Genomic DNA, 18522 nt, shown 5'->3' with positions numbered 1-18522 from the left:
AGAGGACGAGAACCAGTCAGAATCTTGTAAGGTTAGGCTTACCTAATTGAACGGCTCTGGATGGGTTCCCGACATCCTGTCGGTAAAAACGTACCCCCCGGGCGACAAAGAAAGCCCGCCCTGTGATCAGGGCGGGCTTTGTGCGACGAGCGATGAACCGCGGGCTACGGGCTATGAACACGCGGCTACGGCAGCGTGAGGATCTCCGTACCGCTCTCCGTGACGACCAGCGTGTGCTCGAACTGCGCCGTCCGCCTGCGGTCCTTCGTCACGACGGTCCACCCGTCGTCCCACATGTCGTAGTCGTGCGTACCGAGCGTGAGCATCGGCTCGATCGTGAAGGTCATCCCGGGCTGGATGACGGTCGTCGCGTGCGGGCTGTCGTAGTGCGGGATGATCAGTCCTGAGTGGAACGAGGAGTTGATCCCGTGCCCCGTGAAGTCCCGCACGACCCCGTATCCGAACCGCTTGGCGTACGACTCGATCACACGGCCGATGACGTTGATCTGGCGGCCCGGCTTGACCGCCTTGATCGCGCGGTCGAGGGATTCACGGGTCCGCTCGACGAGGAGCCTGGACTCGTCGTCCACGTCCCCGACCAGGTACGTCGCGTTGTTGTCGCCGTGGACACCACCGATGTACGCCGTCACGTCGAGGTTGATGATGTCGCCGTCCCGCAGCACCGTGGAGTCGGGGATGCCGTGGCAGATGACCTCGTTGACCGAGGTGCACAGGGACTTGGGGAAACCGCGGTAACCGAGGGTGGACGGGTAGGCGCCGTGGTCGCACATGTACGCGTGCGCGACCCGGTCCAGCTCGTCCGTCGTCACACCCGGCGCGATGAGCTTCGCCGCCTCGGCCATCGCCTGCGCGGCGATCCGCCCGGCGATCCGCATCGCCTCGATGGTCTCGGGGGTCTGCACCTCCGGACCGGTGTACGGCGTGGGGGCGGGCTTGCCCACGTACTCGGGGCGCCTGATGTTTCCCGGAACGGGACGGGTGGGAGAGAGCTCTCCTGGTACGAGCAGCGACTGGCCAGACATGCCAGCGAGTCTAACCAGCGGGCATGGGGGCACTATGTCCGTGGCGAAAGGAGCAGGTCATGGCCCTCTTCAAGAAGCGGACCGCAGGGAAGCCGGGCGAGTGGTACTACTGCCTCGTCCACCAGAAGGTGGAGGAGGGCCCCGAGTGCCCCGCGAAGGACCGCTTCGGCCCGTACACCAGCCGTGAGGAGGCCGAACACGCGATGGAGACCGCCCAGGAGCGCAACCTCGAGTGGGAAACGGACCCCAAGTGGCACGACGCAACGGGCCCGGCCCCAGAAGACGACTGACGAGCCCCGAGCCACTGGCCGGCGTAAGGCCACCGAGCCGCCGGGCGGCATGAGGGCGTTGTGCCAGGGTGGCGCGCGGACCCGCGGGTGCGGACGGTGGCCGGCCCCCGCGGGCGACCCGCACCACCCGGGCGACCGTCACGGGTGGTGCGGGTGGGAAGGCGCAGCCTGGCTCCGAGCGGAGCGCATCCGTAGGGCGTGGTCGTTCGTCCGTACGTCGTACCTCATCAGCTGCGGCAGGCACCACGCCAACACCCCCACCGCTCCCACGCAGACCACACCCCCGGCCCAGATCGACGCCCGCACCCCCGTCCAGGCCGCCGTCCCGCCCGCCCGTACCTGCCCCAGCTGGGGCCCGACGGAGTACGAGAGCAGCTCGATGCCGGCGAGTCGCCCCCGTAGCTCGTCCGGAATCGTCTGGTCCCACATCGCGCCCCGGAAGATCCCGCTCACCATGTCGCAACAGCCGCCGAGGACCAGGAACAGCAGCACCAGCCACACGTCGTGCACGGCCCCCGCCCCCACCATCGCAAGCCCCCAGCATGCCGCCGCGAACGCCACCATCCGCCCGTGCCGGTGCACACGCGAGGTCCACCCGCTGGTCAGCGTCACCAGCATCGCCCCGGCGGGCAGCGCGGCGTACATCAGCCCGAGCGACCACGCGGCGTGGAGCTCGTCGGCGAGGAACGGCAGCACCGCGAGCGGCATCGCGAAGAACATCGCGGCCAGGTCGATCACGTACGTGCCGAGGAGCTCCTTGCGGTTCCACGCGTACCGCGCGCCCTGGGCGATGGAGGCGAGCGACGGCTTCGCGGCCTCGTGCGCGGCCGGTGACGCGGCGAGTCCGACGATCAGTACGACCGACACCACGAAGGTCACCAGGTCCACGGCGTACGCCCAGCCGAGCCCGGCGTACGCCACCACGACGCCCGCGAGCGCCGGCCCCGCGACCCCGCCGACCGACCAGCGCAGGGAGTTGAGGGAGGCTGCGGCGGGCAGGTGCTCGTGCGCCACGATCCGGGGGACGAGCGAGTCGAGCGCGGGCCGCTGCACCGACCCGAGCGCGGAGGACAGCGCCGCGACCAGGTACAGCGGCCACACCGCCGGACGCGGCATCAGCGCGTTGACGAGCAGTCCGCCGCACAGCAGCCCCTGCCCGGCCTCGGTGTAGAGGATCAGCTTCCGTTTGTCGAGGGCGTCGGCGAGCGCCCCGCCGTACAGCCCGAACACGATCAGCGGTACGAGTTCCACGGCCCCGATCGCCCCCACGGCCACCGCCGACCCGGTCAGCACCTTCATCTGCACCGGCAGTGCGACGAAGGTCAGGAAGCTGCCGAAGTTGGTGATCAGTCCGGCCAGCCACAGCCGCCGGAAGTCGGCCGACGCCCGCCAGGGCGCGAGATCGGGCAACAGCGACCGCAGTCGCGCACCGGCACCGGCACCGGTACCGGCCTCGGCACCGGCGGGTTCGGCGTGCGCCGCCGGCAGCGCGGCGGGGGATACGGGGGCGTCGTCGGTCACGACGGCTCATGCTGAGCGGGCGCCCACCACGGCGGCAACTGCTTTTCAGCCGCCCCGCCGCCCCGCTGCCCTGCCGCCCCTCCGCCCGCTGTGTCCTGCCACCGCCCCGCCGCCCGCCGACTCGTCGGCCGCCCTCGTCCTTCCCGTCAGGTCATCGCCCGCCGCGGTCTACCACCGCGCCGCCGGCGGAGCCGTCAGCTGGTCCGCGAGGCGGGAGAGCCGGTCGCGGAACCGGCGCCGCCCCCGCGGTGAGGGCAGGGAGTTCTCCCCGGCCGCCGCGCTGACGAGGTGCTGCACGGTGTCGAGGTCGAGCTCCTGCTCCGGCGGCACGGTCAGCGACTCGTGCGCCATCGCCCCCAGCTCCCGGTCACCGGCGTCGAGCGCGAGCACGGTCGCCCCGGCCCGCCGCGCGTCGTGGACCCGCTCCAGGAGCGGCGCCCCGGGTGCGGCGGGCGACACCACGAGCAGCGTCTCGCCGCGTCGCGCCGCCTCGATACGGCCGAGGCCCACGGCGAGATGGGCCGGGTCCGAGGCCCGCGCCCCGTGCCGCACCAGTGTCGGCGACAGCTCCGGCGTCCCCGACCAGGCCGCCTCGTCCACCAGATGCGCGGCCAGGTGCCACGGCTCGTACTCCGCCGTGCCCACGAGGAGCAGCCCGCCCCCGTACGACACCACGGACCCTCGCAGGCCCTCCGCGAACCGACGCGTGGCACCCAACCACTCGGTCCCGGCGAGGACTTCGCGCAGCAACGCGACCCGTACGGCATCCATGCGCACGCATCCTGCCGCAATCGGCAACTGATCAGGCGGAGTTCACCATGAATTCGCCCAAGTGGGGCAGATCCCGGCGCATGACGGAGACAACCGGAACCACCACGGCAACAACAGTGGTCACCAGTACCCCCTTCCACGCGGGCCGCGAAGGCTACGCGAGCTTCCGCATCCCCGCTGTCGTCACCACCCGTACACCCACCACACCTGTCACCACACCCGCCCCCACCCTGCTCGCCTTCTGCGAGGGCCGGGTCGACTCCGCCGCCGACCACGGCCACATCGACATCGTCCTGAAGCGGTCGACGGACGGCGGCCGCACCTGGGGCCCGCTCCAGGCCGTCGCCCGGAACGGGAACGACCTCGCGGGCAACCCCGCTCCCGTCGTCCTCGACACCGGCCGGATCCTGCTCGTGCACGTCCGCGCCGCCGCCGGCGCGACCGAGGACGCCATCCTGCGCGGCAGGGTGAAGCCCGCCGACGGGCGCCGCGTCTGGGTGCAGCACAGCGACGACGACGGCGTCACCTGGTCCGCCCCGAAGGAGATCACCGGGCAGGTGAAGAAGGCGGGCTGGCGGTGGTACGCGACCGCACCCGGGCACGCCGTCCAGCTCGGCACCGGCCGGGTCGTCGTCCCCGGCAACCACACCCTGCCGCCCACCGGTACGGACACCGGCACCGAGACGAAGTACAACAGCGGCCACTGCCTGCTCAGCGACGACCGCGGCGAGACCTGGTCCCTCGGGTACGTCGACGAGAACACCGACGGACACGTCAACGCCAATGAGACGACCGCCGCCGAACTCCCCGACGGGCGCGTCTACTTCAACACCCGCAACGACTCCCCGTCCCCCGGCAACCGTGCCGACGCCCACTCCGCGGACGGCGGCAGGACCCTGGTCAAACCCTTCCGGCCGCAGGCGGGCCTGGTCACCCCCCGTCGTCCAGGGCAGCCTGCTCCAGCTCCGCGACCCGGACCTGCTGCTGTACTCGGGGCCGGCCGACCCCGCCGCCCGCGCCCTCATGACCGTCCGGGTCTCCGCCGACGGCGGCACCACCTGGCGGCCCGCGTACACGGTCGACGGACTGCCCGCCGCCTACTCCGACCTCGTCCGTGTCGACGGGGCGACGGTGGGGCTCCTCTACGAGACGGGCGACTTCGGGCCGTACGAGACGATCACCTTCCGCCGGATCCCCGTGACGGCCCTCACCTGAGCCCCCGCAGCCCCCGGGGCGGGAACCGCGACACGTAAAGTCGGCCCATGACCTCTACTGACAGTGCACAGAAGGCCCCCGCGAAGGACCCCTGGGACCTTCCCGACGTGTCCGGGCTCGTCGTCGGCGTCCTCGGCGGCACCGGCCCCCAGGGCAAGGGCCTGGCCTACCGGCTCGCCAGGGCCGGCCAGAAGGTGATCATCGGCTCGCGTGCCGCGGAACGCGCGCAGACCGCCGCCGAGGAGCTGGGCCACGGTGTCGAGGGCGCCGACAACGCCGAGTGCGCGCGACGCAGCGACATCGTGATCGTCGCCGTGCCGTGGGAGGGGCACGGCAAGACTCTGGAATCGCTGCGCGAGGAGCTGGCCGGCAAGCTCGTCGTCGACTGTGTCAATCCGCTCGGCTTCGACAAGAAGGGCGCCTACGCCCTGAAGCCGGAGGAGGGCAGCGCCGCCGAGCAGGCCGCCGCCCTGCTGCCGGACTCCCGGGTCGCGGCCGCCTTCCACCACCTGTCGGCCGTCCTCCTCCAGGACCCGGAGGTCGACGAGATCGACACCGACGTGATGGTCCTCGGCGAGGAGCGCGCGGACGTCGAGATCGTGCAGGCGCTGGCCGGCCGCATCCCCGGCATGCGTGGTGTCTTCTCCGGCCGGCTGCGCAACGCCCATCAGGTCGAGGCACTGGTGGCGAACCTGATCTCCGTGAACCGCCGCTACAAGGCCCACGCGGGCCTCCGGGTGACGGACGTATAGCGGTCGCACGGGCATGGGGGACACTGGACGCCGTACGACCTCGTAGACCTCGTACGACCTGGTAGGTCGCGTACGACCTCGTCCGAACCGTCCCGACAGGAGCCGACCCCCATGCCCCGCCTCGCCCTCTACGCCCTCGCCGTCTGCGTCCTGTCCGTCGCCGCGGCCGTCGTCTCTTTCGTCCAGGGCAGCTGGCTGGGGATCGTGTGGGTGCTGCTGGCCGGACTGTCGTCCAACATGACGTGGTACTACGCGCGGCGCGGCAGGTCCGTCAGCTGACCGAGCAGAACTCGTTCGTGCCCTGCCAGAAGCGGTAGAACTCCTGACCGCAGTACGTCTGGATCTCGTTGATCCCCAGGCTGTTCAGGATCGAGTGGATCACGTCGAAGAAAGCCGTGTTCACCGACGGGATCCACAGCACCGCGAACACGAACAGCAGGCCGAACGGGGCGAACGGCTCCACCTGGCGCTTGACGTTGTACGACAGCCAGGGCTCGATCACGCCGTAGCCGTCCAGGCCCGGGACCGGCAGGAAGTTCAGGAGCGCGGCCGTGACCTGGAGCAGCGCGAGGAACGCCAGCGCGAACTGGAAGTCCCGCGGCACGCCGTCCAGGGCGTGCAGCCAGAACGGCGCCGTGCACACGACGGCGAACAGCACGTTCGTCAGCGGACCCGCCGCCGAGATCAGACTGTGCTTCCAGCGGCCCCGGATCCTGTTCCGCTCGATGAAGACCGCCCCGCCCGGCAGACCGATCCCGCCCATGATCACGAAGATCACCGGCAGCACGATGCTCAGCAGCGCATGCGTGTACTTCAGCGGGTTGAGCGTCAGATAGCCCTTCGCGCCGATCGAGATGTCGCCGCTGTGCAGGGCGGTGCGCGCGTGCGCGTACTCGTGCAGGCACAGGGAGACGATCCAGGCGGCCGTCACGAAGAGGAACACGGCCACACCGGGCTGCTCGGCGAACCCGGTCCATGTCGCCCACCCGGTCACCGCCATCACGGCCACGATCCCGACGAAGACGGGGCTGATCCTCCGGTCGCTGCTGCGACGGGAAGCGGCGGTGGTCATGGGGCTCCTCTGACTGGTACGCATGGTGCTGGGCCTGCCCGACCGTACCGGGCTCGCAGGGAAAACGTCTCGCGATCGGTCATTGGTTCCGGAGAGGGTGGGGGCCCGAGAACGTCACACCACCGGAGACAATGGACCCCGTGCGCTACCGGATCCTTGGCACCACCCAGGCACTCCGCCCCGACGGCACGCCCGTCGTGCTCGGCGGGGCGCGGCTGCGCGCCCTCCTGACCGTGCTCGCGCTGCGGCCCGGACGGACCGTGCCCGCGGCCGTTCTGGTGGACGAGGTGTGGGACGGCGATCCGCCCGCCGACGCACCGGGCGCGCTCCAGGCCCTGGTGGGACGGCTGCGCAGGGCGCTCGGGCCGCAGGCGGTGGACTCGGGGGACGGCGGCTACCGGCTGGCCGCGGGCGCCGACGACATCGACCTGCACCGTTTCGAGCGGCTCGCGGGCGAGGGCGTACGCGCGCTCGCCGACCGCGACCCCACGAAGGCGGCCGAGGCCCTCGACGACGCCCTCGCCCTGTGGCGCGGGCCGGCCCTCACGGACCTCCCGGACCGGGCCGCCGAGTCGGCCCGCTGGGAGACCCGCCGCCTCGACGTACGGCGCGCCCGGTTCGCGGCGGCCCTCGCCCTCGGCCACGCCGAACAGTCCCTGCCCGAGCTCACCGCCCTGTGTGACCTCCACCCCCTGGACGAGCCCCTGCACGTCCTGCGTCTGCGCGCCCTGCGCGACGCCGGCCGTCCCGCCGAGGCCCTCGCCGCCTACGAGTCCGTACGGGAGCTGCTGGCCGACCGGCTCGGCTCCGACCCCGGCCCCGAACTGCGCGCCCTGCACGAGGAGTTGCTCAGCCCGGCCGACGACGGCGGCAGGGCGCACGCCCGGCGCCCGCGACCCCGCTCCGCGGACCTGACCGGGGACCGGGCCGCACCGGCCGAACATGGCCGCTCCGCATCGCCGCCCCCCGGCAACCTCCGCGCCCGGCTGACCTCCTTCGTCGGGCGGGCGGCGGACATCGACACGATCCGGGAGGATCTGGCGGCGGCTCGGCTCGTGACGTTGCTCGGGCCCGGTGGGGCCGGCAAGACCCGGCTGTCGCAGGAGGCGGCGGAGACGGTGGCGGACACCGCGCCGGACGGGGTGTGGCTGGCCGAACTCGCGCCGGTCGACGACCCGAAGGCCGTGCCCGAGGCCGTGCTCACCGCCGTCGGAGCCCGCGAGACCGTGCTGCGCGGCGCCGGTGCCGAGGAGATGCGGGCCGCCGCCGAACGGCACGACGACCCCCTCCAGCGGCTCGCCGAGTACTGCGCCAAGCGGTGCATGCTGATCGTCCTCGACAACTGCGAGCACGTCGTGGACGCCGCCGCGCGTCTCGTCGAGGAGCTCCTGGAGCGGTGCCCCGGCCTGACGGTGCTGGCCACCAGCCGCGAACCCCTCGGCGTACCGGGGGAGTTGCTGCGCCCCGTGGAGCCGCTGCCGGAACCGTTCGCGCTGCGGCTGCTGGCCGACCGGGGGGCCGCCGCCCGCCCGGGTTTCCGGGTCGAGGACGACCCCGCGGCCACCGCCGAGATCTGCCGCCGCCTCGACGGACTGCCGCTCGCCATCGAACTCGCCGCCGCCCGGCTGCGGATGCTCACCCCGCGTCAGATCGCCGACCGGCTCGACGACCGGTTCCGTCTGCTGACCTCCGGCAGCCGTACCGTCCTGCCGCGCCAGCAGACCCTGCGCGCCGTGGTCGACTGGTCCTGGGACCTCCTCGACGAGGACGAACGGGACGTGCTGCGGCGGCTGTCCGTCTTCGCGGGCGGCTGCGACCTCGCCGCCGCCGAGGCCGTCTGCGGACCGGCCGCCCTGGAAGCGCTCGGCTCGCTCGTCGACAAGTCCCTCGTCGTGGCCGCTCCTTGGGGGGACGACGAGATGCGCTACCGGCTCCTGGAGACCGTCGGCGAGTACGCGGGCGAGCGACTCGACGAGTCGGGGCAGCGCCCCGCCGCCGAGCGCGCCCACCTCACGCACTACCGCGAAGTGGCCCGCACCACCGACCGCCGGCTGCGCGGCCCGGGCCAGCGCGCCGCCATCGCACGGCTGGAGACCGAGTCGGAGAACATCCGCGCCGCCCTCCAGCACGCCGTCGCCGCCCGCGACGAGCAGGAGGCGCTCTGCCTGGTCCTCTCCCTGACCTGGTACTGGCAGATGCGCGATCTGCGGCTGATGGCCCGCCACTGGTCCCGTGAGGTCATGGCCCTCGGCCCGGACCCCTTCGCCGAGCCCGTGCGGCCGGCCGCCCCGCTGCTGGAGAGCTGCACCGACACCCCGCCGCCGATGCGCCCCGAGGTCCTCGAAGAGGCCCGCCGCGGTGTCCACCTCGTCCATCTCTCCTGCATGGACATGGACATGGCGGCCTGGGACACCCCGCAGGCCAAGCGGAAACTGCGCGTCATCAGCGAGACCTATTGCCCGGGCCAGCCGCAGACCTGCCGCACCCCCGGCAACCTCTGGTTCTACGCCGTGATCCTGACCGCCGACATCGAGCGGATGCGCTCCGTCATCGACGCGACCGTCCAGACCTGTCGCGAACTCGGCTACGAGTGGGAACTCGCCGTCGCCCTCCAGATGCGCGCCAACATCCTCGCCAACCGGGCCACCTGGGCGGGCGACGCGACCCGGGACGCCGACGAGGCACTGGAACTCTTCACCCGGCTCGGGGACGCCTGGGGCGCCGCCGAGGCGCTGTCCGCACGCGGTGAGGCCCACGAGCGCCGGGGCGAGTTCACGCTCGCCGCCGCGGACTACACGGAGGCCATGACCCACGCCGCGGGGCTCGGCGCACACGCCCAGACGGCCGTCCTGAGCACCCGGCTCGGCGGTGTGCTCATCGAGTCCGGTGACACGGAACGCGGCGAGCGGTTGCTGCGGCAGGTCCTGGAGCGCGGCGACGGCGCCTACAACGAGGCCATGCCCGCCTCCCGGCTGTTCCTGGCGATGTGGATGGCCCGCAGCGGCCGGGTCGCCGAGGCACGCGAACACATGCGGGTCCTGCGCGAGAACTTCGAAGCGGTCACCTTCGTGGTCTTCGAGGGGTTCGTGGTGGGCGTCGAGGCCTGGCTGGACGCGCTCGAGGGGCTGCACGAGTCCGCCCTGGAGAAGGTGCGGCAGGCGCTGGCGCGGGCGGGCGACCCGTTGTCGCAGATGATCGCCCCGCACATGCCCTCCGCGCATCTGACCACCGCAGCCATCGCCCTCACCGGTCTGGACGAGGGCCGCCGCGTCCGCGACGCGGCCGTGCTGCTCGGGGCCGCCGACCAGCTGCTGCCGCCCGGGCACTTCGTGGGCCCGATGGAGGACGAGGTGCGCGCACGGGCGGAGGCCGACGTACGGGCCGTGCTGGACGACGCGACGTACGAGGCCGCGTACGCCGAGGGCGGCGGGCTCTCCCTGGAGGAGGCCGCCGCCCTCGTGTGACGCGGACCGGGGGACGCGCACCGGGGTTTTCGTGGTCCTGTGCGCGAACGTCAGCTCTTGGTGCGGAACTTGTGGATCGCGATCGGCGCCATGACCAAGGTGAGCCCTGCCGTCCAGGCGAGGGTCACCCACAGGCTGTGCGTGACCGGGCCGCCGACCATCAGGCCGCGCGTGGTGTCCGCGAGCGCGGACAGCGGGTTGTAGTCGGTGAAGTTCTGCAGCCAGCCGGGCATGGTCCGGGTCGGCGAGAAGATGGACGAGCCGAACTGCAGGGGCATCAGCACCAGGAAACCCATCGCCTGCACGGACTGCGCGTTCTTCATCGTCACCCCGAGGACCAGGAAGATCCACATCAGGGACGAGCCGAAGAGGACGGAGAGCCCCACGGAGGCGAACAGACCCGGCCAGTTCGTGATGTCGAAGCCGACCAGCACGCCGACGATCATGAGGATCGTCGTCGCGACGAGCATCCGCATCAGCTCCACCACGATCTTGGCGAAGAGCACGGAGCCCTGGCCGATCGGCAGGGTGCGGAAGCGGTCCATCACCCCCTTCTGGAAGTCCTCGTTGAAGCCGGTGCCGACGGCCGTGGCGATGTTCATCGCCGTCATGGCCATCAGACCGGGCACCACGTACTGCACGTACCTGTCCTGCCCGCCGCCGAGCGACTGCCCGATGGAGCCGCCGAAGACGTACACGAACAGCAGGGTGAAGACGACCGGCATCAGGACGGCGTCGAACATCGACTCCGGGTCCTGGCGGATCCACAGCAGGTTGCGGCGGACGAGGGCACCGATGTGGCGCGCGTGCGCGCGGGGCGAGATGCGGGGGTCGCCCTTCGCGGCGAGGGGGGCTTCGACAACGGCGGTACTCATGCGGAGACCTCCTCGTAGGCGCGGGCGGGGGCGGCGTCCTGCGGGGCACTGGCCTTGTGGCCGGTGAGGGACAGGAACACCTCGTCCAGGCTGGGCAGTTCGGTGGAGATGGAGCCGATGGTGATGCCGCGCGCGGTGACCGCGCCGACCACGGCGGTGAGCTGTTCGTCGCTGAGGATCGGGACCAGCACGGTGGCGGTCTCGGTGTCCACGACCGAGGCGGCGAGGCCGGTGAGCCCCAGTTCGTCGAAGAGGGAGGCCAGCGGGCGCAGCTCCAGCGGGTCCACCGGGCGGATGCGCAGCGTGCGGCCGCCGACCCGGGCCTTCAGCTCGTCGATCCGGCCGCTGGCGATGACCTTGCCGCGGTCGATGACCGTCAGCTCGGAGGCCAGCTGCTCGGCCTCCTCCATGTACTGGGTGGTGAGCAGCACGGTGGCGCCGTCCGCGACCATCCGCTTGACCTCCTTCCACACCTCGTTGCGGGTGCGCGGGTCGAGCCCGGTGGTCGGCTCGTCCAGATAGAGGACGGACGGGTGGCCGATCATGGAGGCGGCGAGGTCGAGACGGCGGCGCATACCGCCGGAGTACGTCGATGCCGGGCGCTTGGCCGCCTCGGTGAGCGAGAAGCGCTCCAGGAGCTCGTCGGCGCGCCGGCGGGCGTCCTTGCGGGGCAGGTCGAGCAGCCGCCCGATCATGTACAGGTTCTCCCAGCCGGGGAGCTTCTCGTCGACCGAGGCGTACTGACCGGTCAGGCCTATCACGCGGCGCAGCTGGCGGGGCTGCGTGAGCACGTCGTAGCCCGCGACGGTGGCCCGGCCGGCGTCGGGGGTGATGAGGGTGGACAGGATACGGACGAGGGTGGTCTTGCCGGCACCGTTGGGACCGAGCACCCCGAGGACGGTTCCCTCGCGGACGTCCAGGTCCACGCCGTCCAGAGCCTTGGTCTCGCCGTAGTGCTTGACCAGCCCCCGCACGGATACGGCGCTGCGGGCGCCGCTGTCGGGGTTCTTGTCGATTCGCGTCATGCCCATCAAGGTGCCAGCGCCCACCGACAAACCACCTACAGCTCGCCTACAGCGGCAAGGGGCCGACCGACAGCGCCGATATCTGCCCGACAACCACCGCGACCATCGATTGAGGAACCCCCGCGGCGAGCGATTTGGTCCGCGAGAGCGACGCGGGTTCAGGCGCAAAAAGGGGCAACAGCCCGCCGACGGGGGAAATCGGCGGGCTGTCTTGGTGCCGCAGTGGCTCAGTGGGCTTGGTGTTCCTCGGGTGTTCGTGAGCCCCAGGTCCAGGTGCTCAGTGGACCGAGTGCTCCTCGAGAGGGAACGTTCCGCCGACGACGTCGTCCGCGAACGCGCGCGCCGCGTTGCCCATGACCTCGCGCAGATCGGCGTACTTCTTCACGAACTTCGGCATCCTGCCACCGGTGAGGCCGAGCATGTCGGTCCACACCAGGACCTGCGCGTCGGTCTCCGGACCCGCGCCGATGCCGACGGTCGGGATGTGCAGGGTGCGCGTGACCTCGGCGGCGAGTTCCGCCGGGACCAGCTCCAGGACGACCGCGAACGCGCCCGCGTCCTGGACCGCCTTGGCGTCGCGCAGCAGCTGCTGGGCGGCCTCCTCGCCGCGGCCCTGGACGCGGTAGCCCATGGAGTTCACGGACTGCGGGGTCAGGCCGATGTGCGCCATCACGGGGATGCCGGACTCCACGAGCAGCTCGATCTGGCGGTGCGAGCGCTCACCGCCCTCCAGCTTCACCGCGCCGACCCCGGCCTCCTTGACCAGGCGGGTGGCGGAGCGCAGGGCCTGGACGGGGCCCTCCTGGTACGACCCGAAGGGCAGGTCGCCGACGATCAGGGCGCGGCTGGTGCCGCGCACGACCGCGGCGGACAGCATCGTCATCTCGTCGAGGGTGACGGGGACGGTCGTCTCGTACCCCAGGTGGCAGTTGCCCGCCGAGTCGCCGACGAGCATGACCGGGATGCCGGCCTCGTCGAAGACGGACGCGGTCATCGCGTCGTAGGCGGTGAGCATCGGCCACTTCTCGCCGCGCTCCTTGGCTGTGGTGATGTCGCGGACCGTGATGCGGCGGGTGCTCTTGCCTCCGTACAGCGCCTTGCTGCTGTCGGTGGTCGCCCGCGCACCCTCCACGGGCTGCTTCGGGGCAGCCGAAAGCTGCGTCATCGCAACGGCTCCTTCTGTCATCTCGAGGCGCCCTGACGGCGTCCCCGGACCCCCTACATGGTGGCACCTCGTGCCACCGGGGGCCAGACCGGGTCGAGCGATGTACGTCTCCGGTCCACCCGCGATGTGCGTCTCGGGTGGACCGGAGACCCATCTCTTCGTAAGGTCTCTGTAAAGGATTTACGATACGAGACGGTCCCGTATCGAAAATCGCTAGGCTCGGGCCCATGACAACTCCCGCAGTCCACGTCGAACGGCGCGTGCCCGAAGCGGTTCATCGGCGCCGCTGGGCCATTCTCGGCGTGCTCATGCTCAGCCTGTTGATAGTGGTGCTGGACAACTCCATCCTCAACGTCGCGATCAAGACGATCTCGACGCCGGCGCCCACCGGACTCGGCGCCACCCAGAGCGAGCTGGAGTGGGCCATCAACGCCTACACGCTCGTCTTCGCGGGGCTGCTGTTCACCGCGGGCCTCTTCGGCGACCGGTTCGGCCGCAAGAAGGTCCTGCTCGCCGGACTCGCCGTCTTCGGCACCGGCTCCGCGCTGGCCGCGGAGGCCGGCTCACCCGTCCAGCTCATCGTCTTCCGCGCACTGATGGGCTTCGGCGCCGCCTTCGTGATGCCGGCCACCCTCGCCGTCCTCATGAACGTCTTCGAGCGCGAGGAGCAGCCCAAGGCCATCGGCATCTGGGCCGGCGGAGTCGGCATCGCCATCGCCATCGGCCCGATCACCGGCGGCGTGCTCCTCGCCCACTTCTGGTGGGGCTCGGTCTTCCTGATCAACGTGCCGATCGTGCTGCTGGCGCTCGGCCTGATGTTCTGGCTGGTCCCGGACTCCCGCGACCCGAACCCCGGCCGCATCGACCTCGTCGGCGTCGTCCTGTCGGTCATAGGGCTCGTCCTGCTCGTCTACGGCATCATCAAGGGCGGCCAGCTCGCCTCCTTCACCGACGCGGCGGTCCTCGCGACCATCGGCGCCGGAATCGCCGTCCTCGCCTGCTTCGTCATCTACGAGAAGCGCAGCGACCATCCGTCCATCGACATCACCTACTTCAAGAACAAGGTCTTCTCGGCCGCCATCGCCGCCATCGCGCTCGTCTTCTTCGCGATGATGGGCGTGACCTTCTTCTCCGTCTTCTACACCCAGAGCGTGCGGGGCTACTCGCCGCTGAAGACCGGTGTGCTGCTGCTGCCGCTCGCCGCGGCCCAGCTCTTCTTCGCACCGCGCGCCCGCCTCGTCGTCGACCGCTTCGGCAACCGCGCCACCTGCACCGCGGGCCTGGTGCTGCTCGCCGCGATGCTCGGCGCCTTCGCGACCCTGGACGCGGACACGCCGATCTGGCTCCTCGAGGTCATCTTCTTCCTCATGGGCACCGGCATGGCGCACATCATGACCCCGACCAGCGTCGTCATCATGCAGGCCCTGCCGCGGGAGAAGGCCGGCTCCGCCTCCGCCCTGAGCAACGTCTTCCGTCAGGTCGGCGGCGCCCTCGGCATCGCGGTCCTCGGCTCGGTCCTCTCCTCGGCCTACCGCACCGGCATCGAGGACAAACTCACCCTCCTGCCGGCCGGCCTGCGGCACACCGCGGGCGAGTCCATCGAGGCCACCCTCGGCGTCGCCGCGAAGCTCGGCCCCCGGGGCGACGCCCTCATCACCCCGGCCAACGACGCCTTCCTGCACGCCATGCACGTCACCGCCCTGTGCGGTGCGAGCATCGCGCTGGTCGGCGCCGTGATCGTGGCCCTGTTCCTGCCGGGCCGCAGTTCGACCCCGCAACAGGGCAAGGAGGAGACGGAGTTGGTGGCCGCCGAGCGCTGACAGGGCGCGGCAGGGAGAATTGCGCCAGTACCACCAAGGAAAGGAGCGACACGTGAGCCTCGCGGACAGCCCAGCCAGGCAAGAGGGGTCCCCCCGGGGCGTCCCCGCAGCGAGGCCGTGGAGCGCTCCATCATCGAGGGCGCGATAAGACTCCTGGAGGACGGCGTCCCCCTCGCGGAGATCTCCATCGAACGCCTGGCCAGGACCGCGGGCGTCGGCAAGGCGACCATCTACCGCCGTTGGAGCGGCAAGGAGGAACTCTTCGTCGACGTCATGCGCGCCACCGAGCCCCCGGACACCGAACTCCCCGGCACCTCGATGCGCGACGACCTGATAGCCCTTCTGGAGCCGCTGCGCCAGCGGGGCCTGGCCAGCCGCTCCTCGGCGCTCCTGCACAACGTCTACGCCCAGATCAAGTCCAGCCCCAAGATCTGGGCCGCGTACCAGGCGATCGTCATCGAACCGCGGCGTCTGACCACCTTCGAGGTCCTGCGCCGTGGACAGCGGGACGGCGAGCTCCGCGACGACGTGGACATCGAGGTCATCAACGACCTCTTCGTCGGCCCCATGCTGGTACGCGCCGTCATGCGCCCGGACGCCGAACTCCCCGAGGACCTGGCCGAACAGATCGTCGACACGGTACTCGCGGGACTGCGTCCCGACCGGCCCTAGTTCGTCCTCTCGTTCATCCTCGTATTCATCCTCTCGGCCGATGCGCCGAATGTGCGCGTTTCGTCACAGAGGCCGCGCTCCGCCCCGTATTCGGAACTCCGAACGCCGAGTTGTTCGTCCTCGTGCCCGTACGGCCGTCCCCGGACGGCGAGATCGATGCCGATCATCCCCTAGGGTCGTAGCCGAGGGGCTGACGGTGTGCACGGCAGGTTGTGAGGCGACGGTATGGCGCAGGCGTACGTGACCGAGACGGGCAGCGACGGCTCGGGGCCCGAGCGTCGGGGTCCCCGGCTCCGGCGCCTGCTGGACAGACTCAGGCGCTCGCTGGGTTCATGGCGCGGCGACCGCGGCATCTGGCGCCGTGGACTGATCCTGGCCGCGCTCGCCCTGATCCTCGCCCTGGTGATGCTGCTGCACGCGCAGATCCCCAACACGATCGGCAACCTCGGCAGTCTCACCGAGACGTTCCTGCCGTGGCTCGGCATCCTCATCCCGGTCCTGCTGGTCCTCGGCCTCGTACGGAAGTCCGCGACCGCCCTGATCGCCGTCGTGCTGCCCGCGATCGTCTGGCTGAACCTGTTCGGCGGACTGCTCACCGACCGGACCGGTGCCGGAGGCGACCTGACCGTCGCCACGCACAACGTCAACGCGGAGAACCCGGACCCCTCCGGCACCGCCCGTGACGTGGCCGCGTCCGGCGCCGACGTGGTGGCCCTGGAGGAGTTGAAGGCCACAGCGGTCCCCACGTACGAGAAGGCGCTCGCCCCGACGTACAAGTACCACTCCGTGCAGGGCACCGTCGGCCTGTGGAGCAAGTACCCGATGACCGGAGCCAAGCCCGTCGACATCAAGCTCGGCTGGACGCGTGCGATGCGCGCCACGGTGACGACCCCGAACGGCCAGGTCGCGGTGTACGTCGCTCATCTGCCCTCGGTCCGGGTGAAGCTGCAGGCGGGGTTCACCGCCCGTCAGCGCGACCGGAGCGCCGACGCGCTCGGCGAGGCGATCGCCACCGAGTCACTGCAGAAGGTCGTCCTGCTCGGCGACCTCAACGGCACGATGAACGACCGCGCGCTGAACGCCGTCACCTCGCAGATGCGCTCCACCCAGGGCGCGGCGGGCAGCGGCTTCGGGTTCAGCTGGCCCGCGACGTTCCCGATGGCCCGGATCGACCAGATCATGGTCAAGGGCATCGAGCCGGTGACCTCCTGGACCCTGCCCAGGACCGGCAGCGACCACCTCCCGATCGCCGCCAGGGTCAAGCTCGCGGCAGCCGGTTCTTAACCTCCTGGAATACTGGGCCTGCGCGACTTTGTTCCACAGGTGAACTTATGGAGCCCGTGCACACCGGTGTGCACGGGCGCGTCCGTGCGCGCATGCGCCCCCAGACCGCTGGGGCGCACGCCCACGAACCCGGGCAGGTCCCCGCCCGTCCCGTTCTCCTCTTTGCACTCCGCTCCTCTGAAAGGCCCCTCATGCCTCTGGCCCTGCTCGCCCTAGCCGTGGGCGCCTTCGGCATCGGTACCACCGAGTTCGTGATGATGGGCCTGCTGCCCGACGTCGCGGACGACCTCCACATATCCATCCCCAGCGCCGGACACCTCGTCTCGGCCTACGCCCTCGGCGTGGTGATCGGCGCCCCGCTGCTCGCCGCGGCCACCGCCCGGATGTCCCGCCGCAAGGTCCTCATCGCCCTGATGGGGCTCTTCGTGGCCGGCAACGCGCTCTCCGCCTTCGCCCCCGACTACCACTGGCTGCTCGCGGCCCGCTTCGTCAGCGGTCTGCCGCACGGCGCCTTCTTCGGCGTCGGCGCCGTCGTCGCCACCAACCTCGTCGCCCCCGAGCGCAAGGCGCGCTCCGTCTCGCTGATGTTCCTCGGCCTGACCGTCGCGAACATCGCGGGTGTCCCCGTCGCCACCTTCATCGGCCAGCACTTCGGCTGGCGGGCCACCTTCCTCGGCGTGAGCGCGATCGGTCTGGCGGCGATAGCCTCGCTCGCGTTCCTCATCCCGCGCGACCACACGCACGGCCCCACGGGCGGCCTGCGCGGCGAGTTGGCCGCCCTGCGCTCGCTCCCCGTCTGGCTGGCCCTCGGTACGACGGTCGCGGGCTTCGGCGCCCTCTTCTCCGCGTACAGCTACATCACGCCGATGCTCACGGACTCCGCCGGGTACGCCGACTCCAGTGTCACGCTGCTGCTCGCGCTGTTCGGTGTCGGAGCGACGGTCGGCAACCTCGTGGGCGGCCGCCTCGCGGACCACTCCCTGCGCGGCACCCTCTTCGGCGGACTCGTCTCGCTGGTCACGGTCCTCGCCCTCTTCCCCGTCCTCATGAGCGCCCAGTGGAGTGCGGCCGTCGCGGTCACCCTCCTCGGTGCCGCCGCCTTCATCACCGGCTCGCCCCTCCAGCTGATGGTCATGGAGAAGGCCTCCGCGGCGCCGTCCCTGGCGTCCTCCGCCAACCAGGCCGCGTTCAACCTCGCGAACGCCGGTGGTGCGTGGATCGGCGGCATCGCGCTGGCCGCGGGCTTCGGCACGACGTCGCCCGCGCTGGCGGGGGCTCTGCTCGCCGTCCTCGGCCTCGCGGTCGCCGCGACGGCGTACGCCGTGGACCGCCGCCGCGCCGAGGTCTCCGCCCCCACACCGGGCCGCCTGGTCGCGACCCACGTCCCCCCGCACCCGGAACACGCCCATCACTGACGCAAGGACCCGTGCCCAAGGGGCGCGAGGAACTGCGCGCCCAGCCCCCACGGGCCCGTGGCCGAAGAACTCACCCGGGGGCCCGGGGGCGGAGCCCCCAGGGACGGGACGGGCAGGGGCGGCGGGGGTGAGCAGAAC

General features: G+C 71.3%; 14 protein-coding genes and 2 pseudogenes. 9 read left to right on the top strand and 7 right to left on the bottom strand.

From position 1 onward, the window contains the following. Nucleotides 1-185: 185 nt before the first annotated feature. Nucleotides 186-1043, bottom strand: a complete 858-nt coding sequence (gene map, locus AAFF41_RS15770; RefSeq protein ID WP_054230856.1) for a type I methionyl aminopeptidase — start codon at nucleotides 1041-1043, stop codon at nucleotides 186-188. Between the two features lie 59 nt (nucleotides 1044-1102). On the opposite strand from map, the gene AAFF41_RS15765 reads away from it, so the two are divergent. Then, nucleotides 1103-1333 (top strand): hypothetical protein, encoded by a 231-nt coding sequence (locus AAFF41_RS15765; protein WP_319743609.1) that lies wholly within the window; start codon nucleotides 1103-1105, stop codon nucleotides 1331-1333. Nucleotides 1334-1471: 138 nt separating this feature from the next. Here the strand turns inward: AAFF41_RS15765 and AAFF41_RS15760 are convergent, their stop codons facing one another. Together AAFF41_RS15760 and AAFF41_RS15755 are read right to left on the bottom strand one after the other, a co-directional pair. After that, nucleotides 1472-2854, bottom strand: a complete 1383-nt coding sequence (locus tag AAFF41_RS15760; RefSeq protein ID WP_425526127.1) for an MFS transporter — start codon at nucleotides 2852-2854, stop codon at nucleotides 1472-1474. Between the two features lie 168 nt (nucleotides 2855-3022). Next, nucleotides 3023-3625 carry a hypothetical protein gene (locus AAFF41_RS15755; protein ID WP_054230854.1) on the bottom strand — a complete coding sequence of 201 codons (603 nt, stop codon included), beginning with the start codon at nucleotides 3623-3625 and terminating at the stop codon, nucleotides 3023-3025. An 80-nt stretch (nucleotides 3626-3705) separates the two neighbouring features. Between AAFF41_RS15755 and AAFF41_RS15750 the strand changes: the two are divergent. The 3 genes and pseudogenes from AAFF41_RS15750 (at nucleotide 3706) to AAFF41_RS15740 (ending at nucleotide 5871) form a co-directional block, all read left to right on the top strand. After that, nucleotides 3706-4840, top strand: a pseudogene (locus tag AAFF41_RS15750) (sialidase family protein). 47 nt (nucleotides 4841-4887) lie between these two features. Continuing rightward, nucleotides 4888-5592 (top strand): NADPH-dependent F420 reductase, encoded by a 705-nt coding sequence (npdG, locus tag AAFF41_RS15745; RefSeq protein WP_143601440.1) that lies wholly within the window; start codon nucleotides 4888-4890, stop codon nucleotides 5590-5592. Nucleotides 5593-5703: 111 nt separating this feature from the next. Beyond that, nucleotides 5704-5871: a hypothetical protein gene (locus tag AAFF41_RS15740; RefSeq protein WP_165854110.1), complete on the top strand. Its 168-nt coding sequence runs from the start codon at nucleotides 5704-5706 to the stop codon at nucleotides 5869-5871. On the opposite strand, the gene AAFF41_RS15735 is transcribed toward AAFF41_RS15740, so the two are convergent. Then, nucleotides 5864-6664 carry a site-2 protease family protein gene (locus AAFF41_RS15735; protein ID WP_343324095.1) on the bottom strand — a complete coding sequence of 267 codons (801 nt, stop codon included), beginning with the start codon at nucleotides 6662-6664 and terminating at the stop codon, nucleotides 5864-5866. The genes AAFF41_RS15740 and AAFF41_RS15735 overlap by 8 nt on opposite strands. 131 nt (nucleotides 6665-6795) lie before the next feature. Here AAFF41_RS15735 and AAFF41_RS15730 point away from each other — a divergent pair, with 131 nt between their 5' ends. After that, the gene (locus AAFF41_RS15730) at nucleotides 6796-10128 is read left to right on the top strand and encodes an AfsR/SARP family transcriptional regulator (RefSeq protein WP_343324094.1); all 3333 of its coding nucleotides are present in this window, start codon (nucleotides 6796-6798) and stop codon (nucleotides 10126-10128) included. A gap of 50 nt (nucleotides 10129-10178) precedes the next feature. Here AAFF41_RS15730 and AAFF41_RS15725 read toward each other — a convergent pair whose 3' ends face one another. The 3 genes from AAFF41_RS15725 to panB form a co-directional block, all read right to left on the bottom strand. Next, nucleotides 10179-11003 (bottom strand): ABC transporter permease, encoded by an 825-nt coding sequence (locus AAFF41_RS15725; RefSeq protein ID WP_054230848.1) that lies wholly within the window; start codon nucleotides 11001-11003, stop codon nucleotides 10179-10181. Beyond that, entirely contained in the window at nucleotides 11000-12028 is a 1029-nt protein-coding gene (locus AAFF41_RS15720) for an ATP-binding cassette domain-containing protein (RefSeq protein WP_319743601.1), read from the bottom strand. Before AAFF41_RS15720 ends, AAFF41_RS15725 begins: the two co-directional genes overlap by 4 nt. A gap of 277 nt (nucleotides 12029-12305) precedes the next feature. Continuing rightward, complete coding sequence (gene panB, locus AAFF41_RS15715) at nucleotides 12306-13193, bottom strand: 3-methyl-2-oxobutanoate hydroxymethyltransferase (RefSeq protein WP_060902016.1); 888 nt, start codon at nucleotides 13191-13193, stop codon at nucleotides 12306-12308. A gap of 227 nt (nucleotides 13194-13420) precedes the next feature. Here panB and AAFF41_RS15710 point away from each other — a divergent pair, with 227 nt between their 5' ends. The 4 genes and pseudogenes from AAFF41_RS15710 to AAFF41_RS15695 all read left to right on the top strand — a co-directional run bounded on the left by AAFF41_RS15710 (nucleotide 13421) and on the right by AAFF41_RS15695 (nucleotide 18384). After that, the gene (locus tag AAFF41_RS15710; protein WP_319743599.1) at nucleotides 13421-15013 is read left to right on the top strand and encodes an MFS transporter; all 1593 of its coding nucleotides are present in this window, start codon (nucleotides 13421-13423) and stop codon (nucleotides 15011-15013) included. 52 nt (nucleotides 15014-15065) lie between these two features. Continuing rightward, a pseudogene (locus AAFF41_RS15705) lies at nucleotides 15066-15685 on the top strand (TetR/AcrR family transcriptional regulator). A 225-nt stretch (nucleotides 15686-15910) separates the two neighbouring features. Continuing rightward, nucleotides 15911-16969, top strand: coding sequence for an endonuclease/exonuclease/phosphatase family protein (locus AAFF41_RS15700; protein ID WP_343324093.1), 1059 nt, complete (start codon nucleotides 15911-15913; stop codon nucleotides 16967-16969). A gap of 191 nt (nucleotides 16970-17160) precedes the next feature. Beyond that, nucleotides 17161-18384, top strand: coding sequence for an MFS transporter (locus tag AAFF41_RS15695; protein ID WP_319743593.1), 1224 nt, complete (start codon nucleotides 17161-17163; stop codon nucleotides 18382-18384). Nucleotides 18385-18522 lie beyond the last annotated feature (138 nt).

The organism is Streptomyces mirabilis, from assembly GCF_039503195.1.
Taxonomy (GTDB): domain Bacteria; phylum Actinomycetota; class Actinomycetes; order Streptomycetales; family Streptomycetaceae; genus Streptomyces; species Streptomyces mirabilis_D.
Note: the sequence above shows the minus strand (reverse complement) of the source record. Positions and strands in the feature narration are given on the sequence as shown.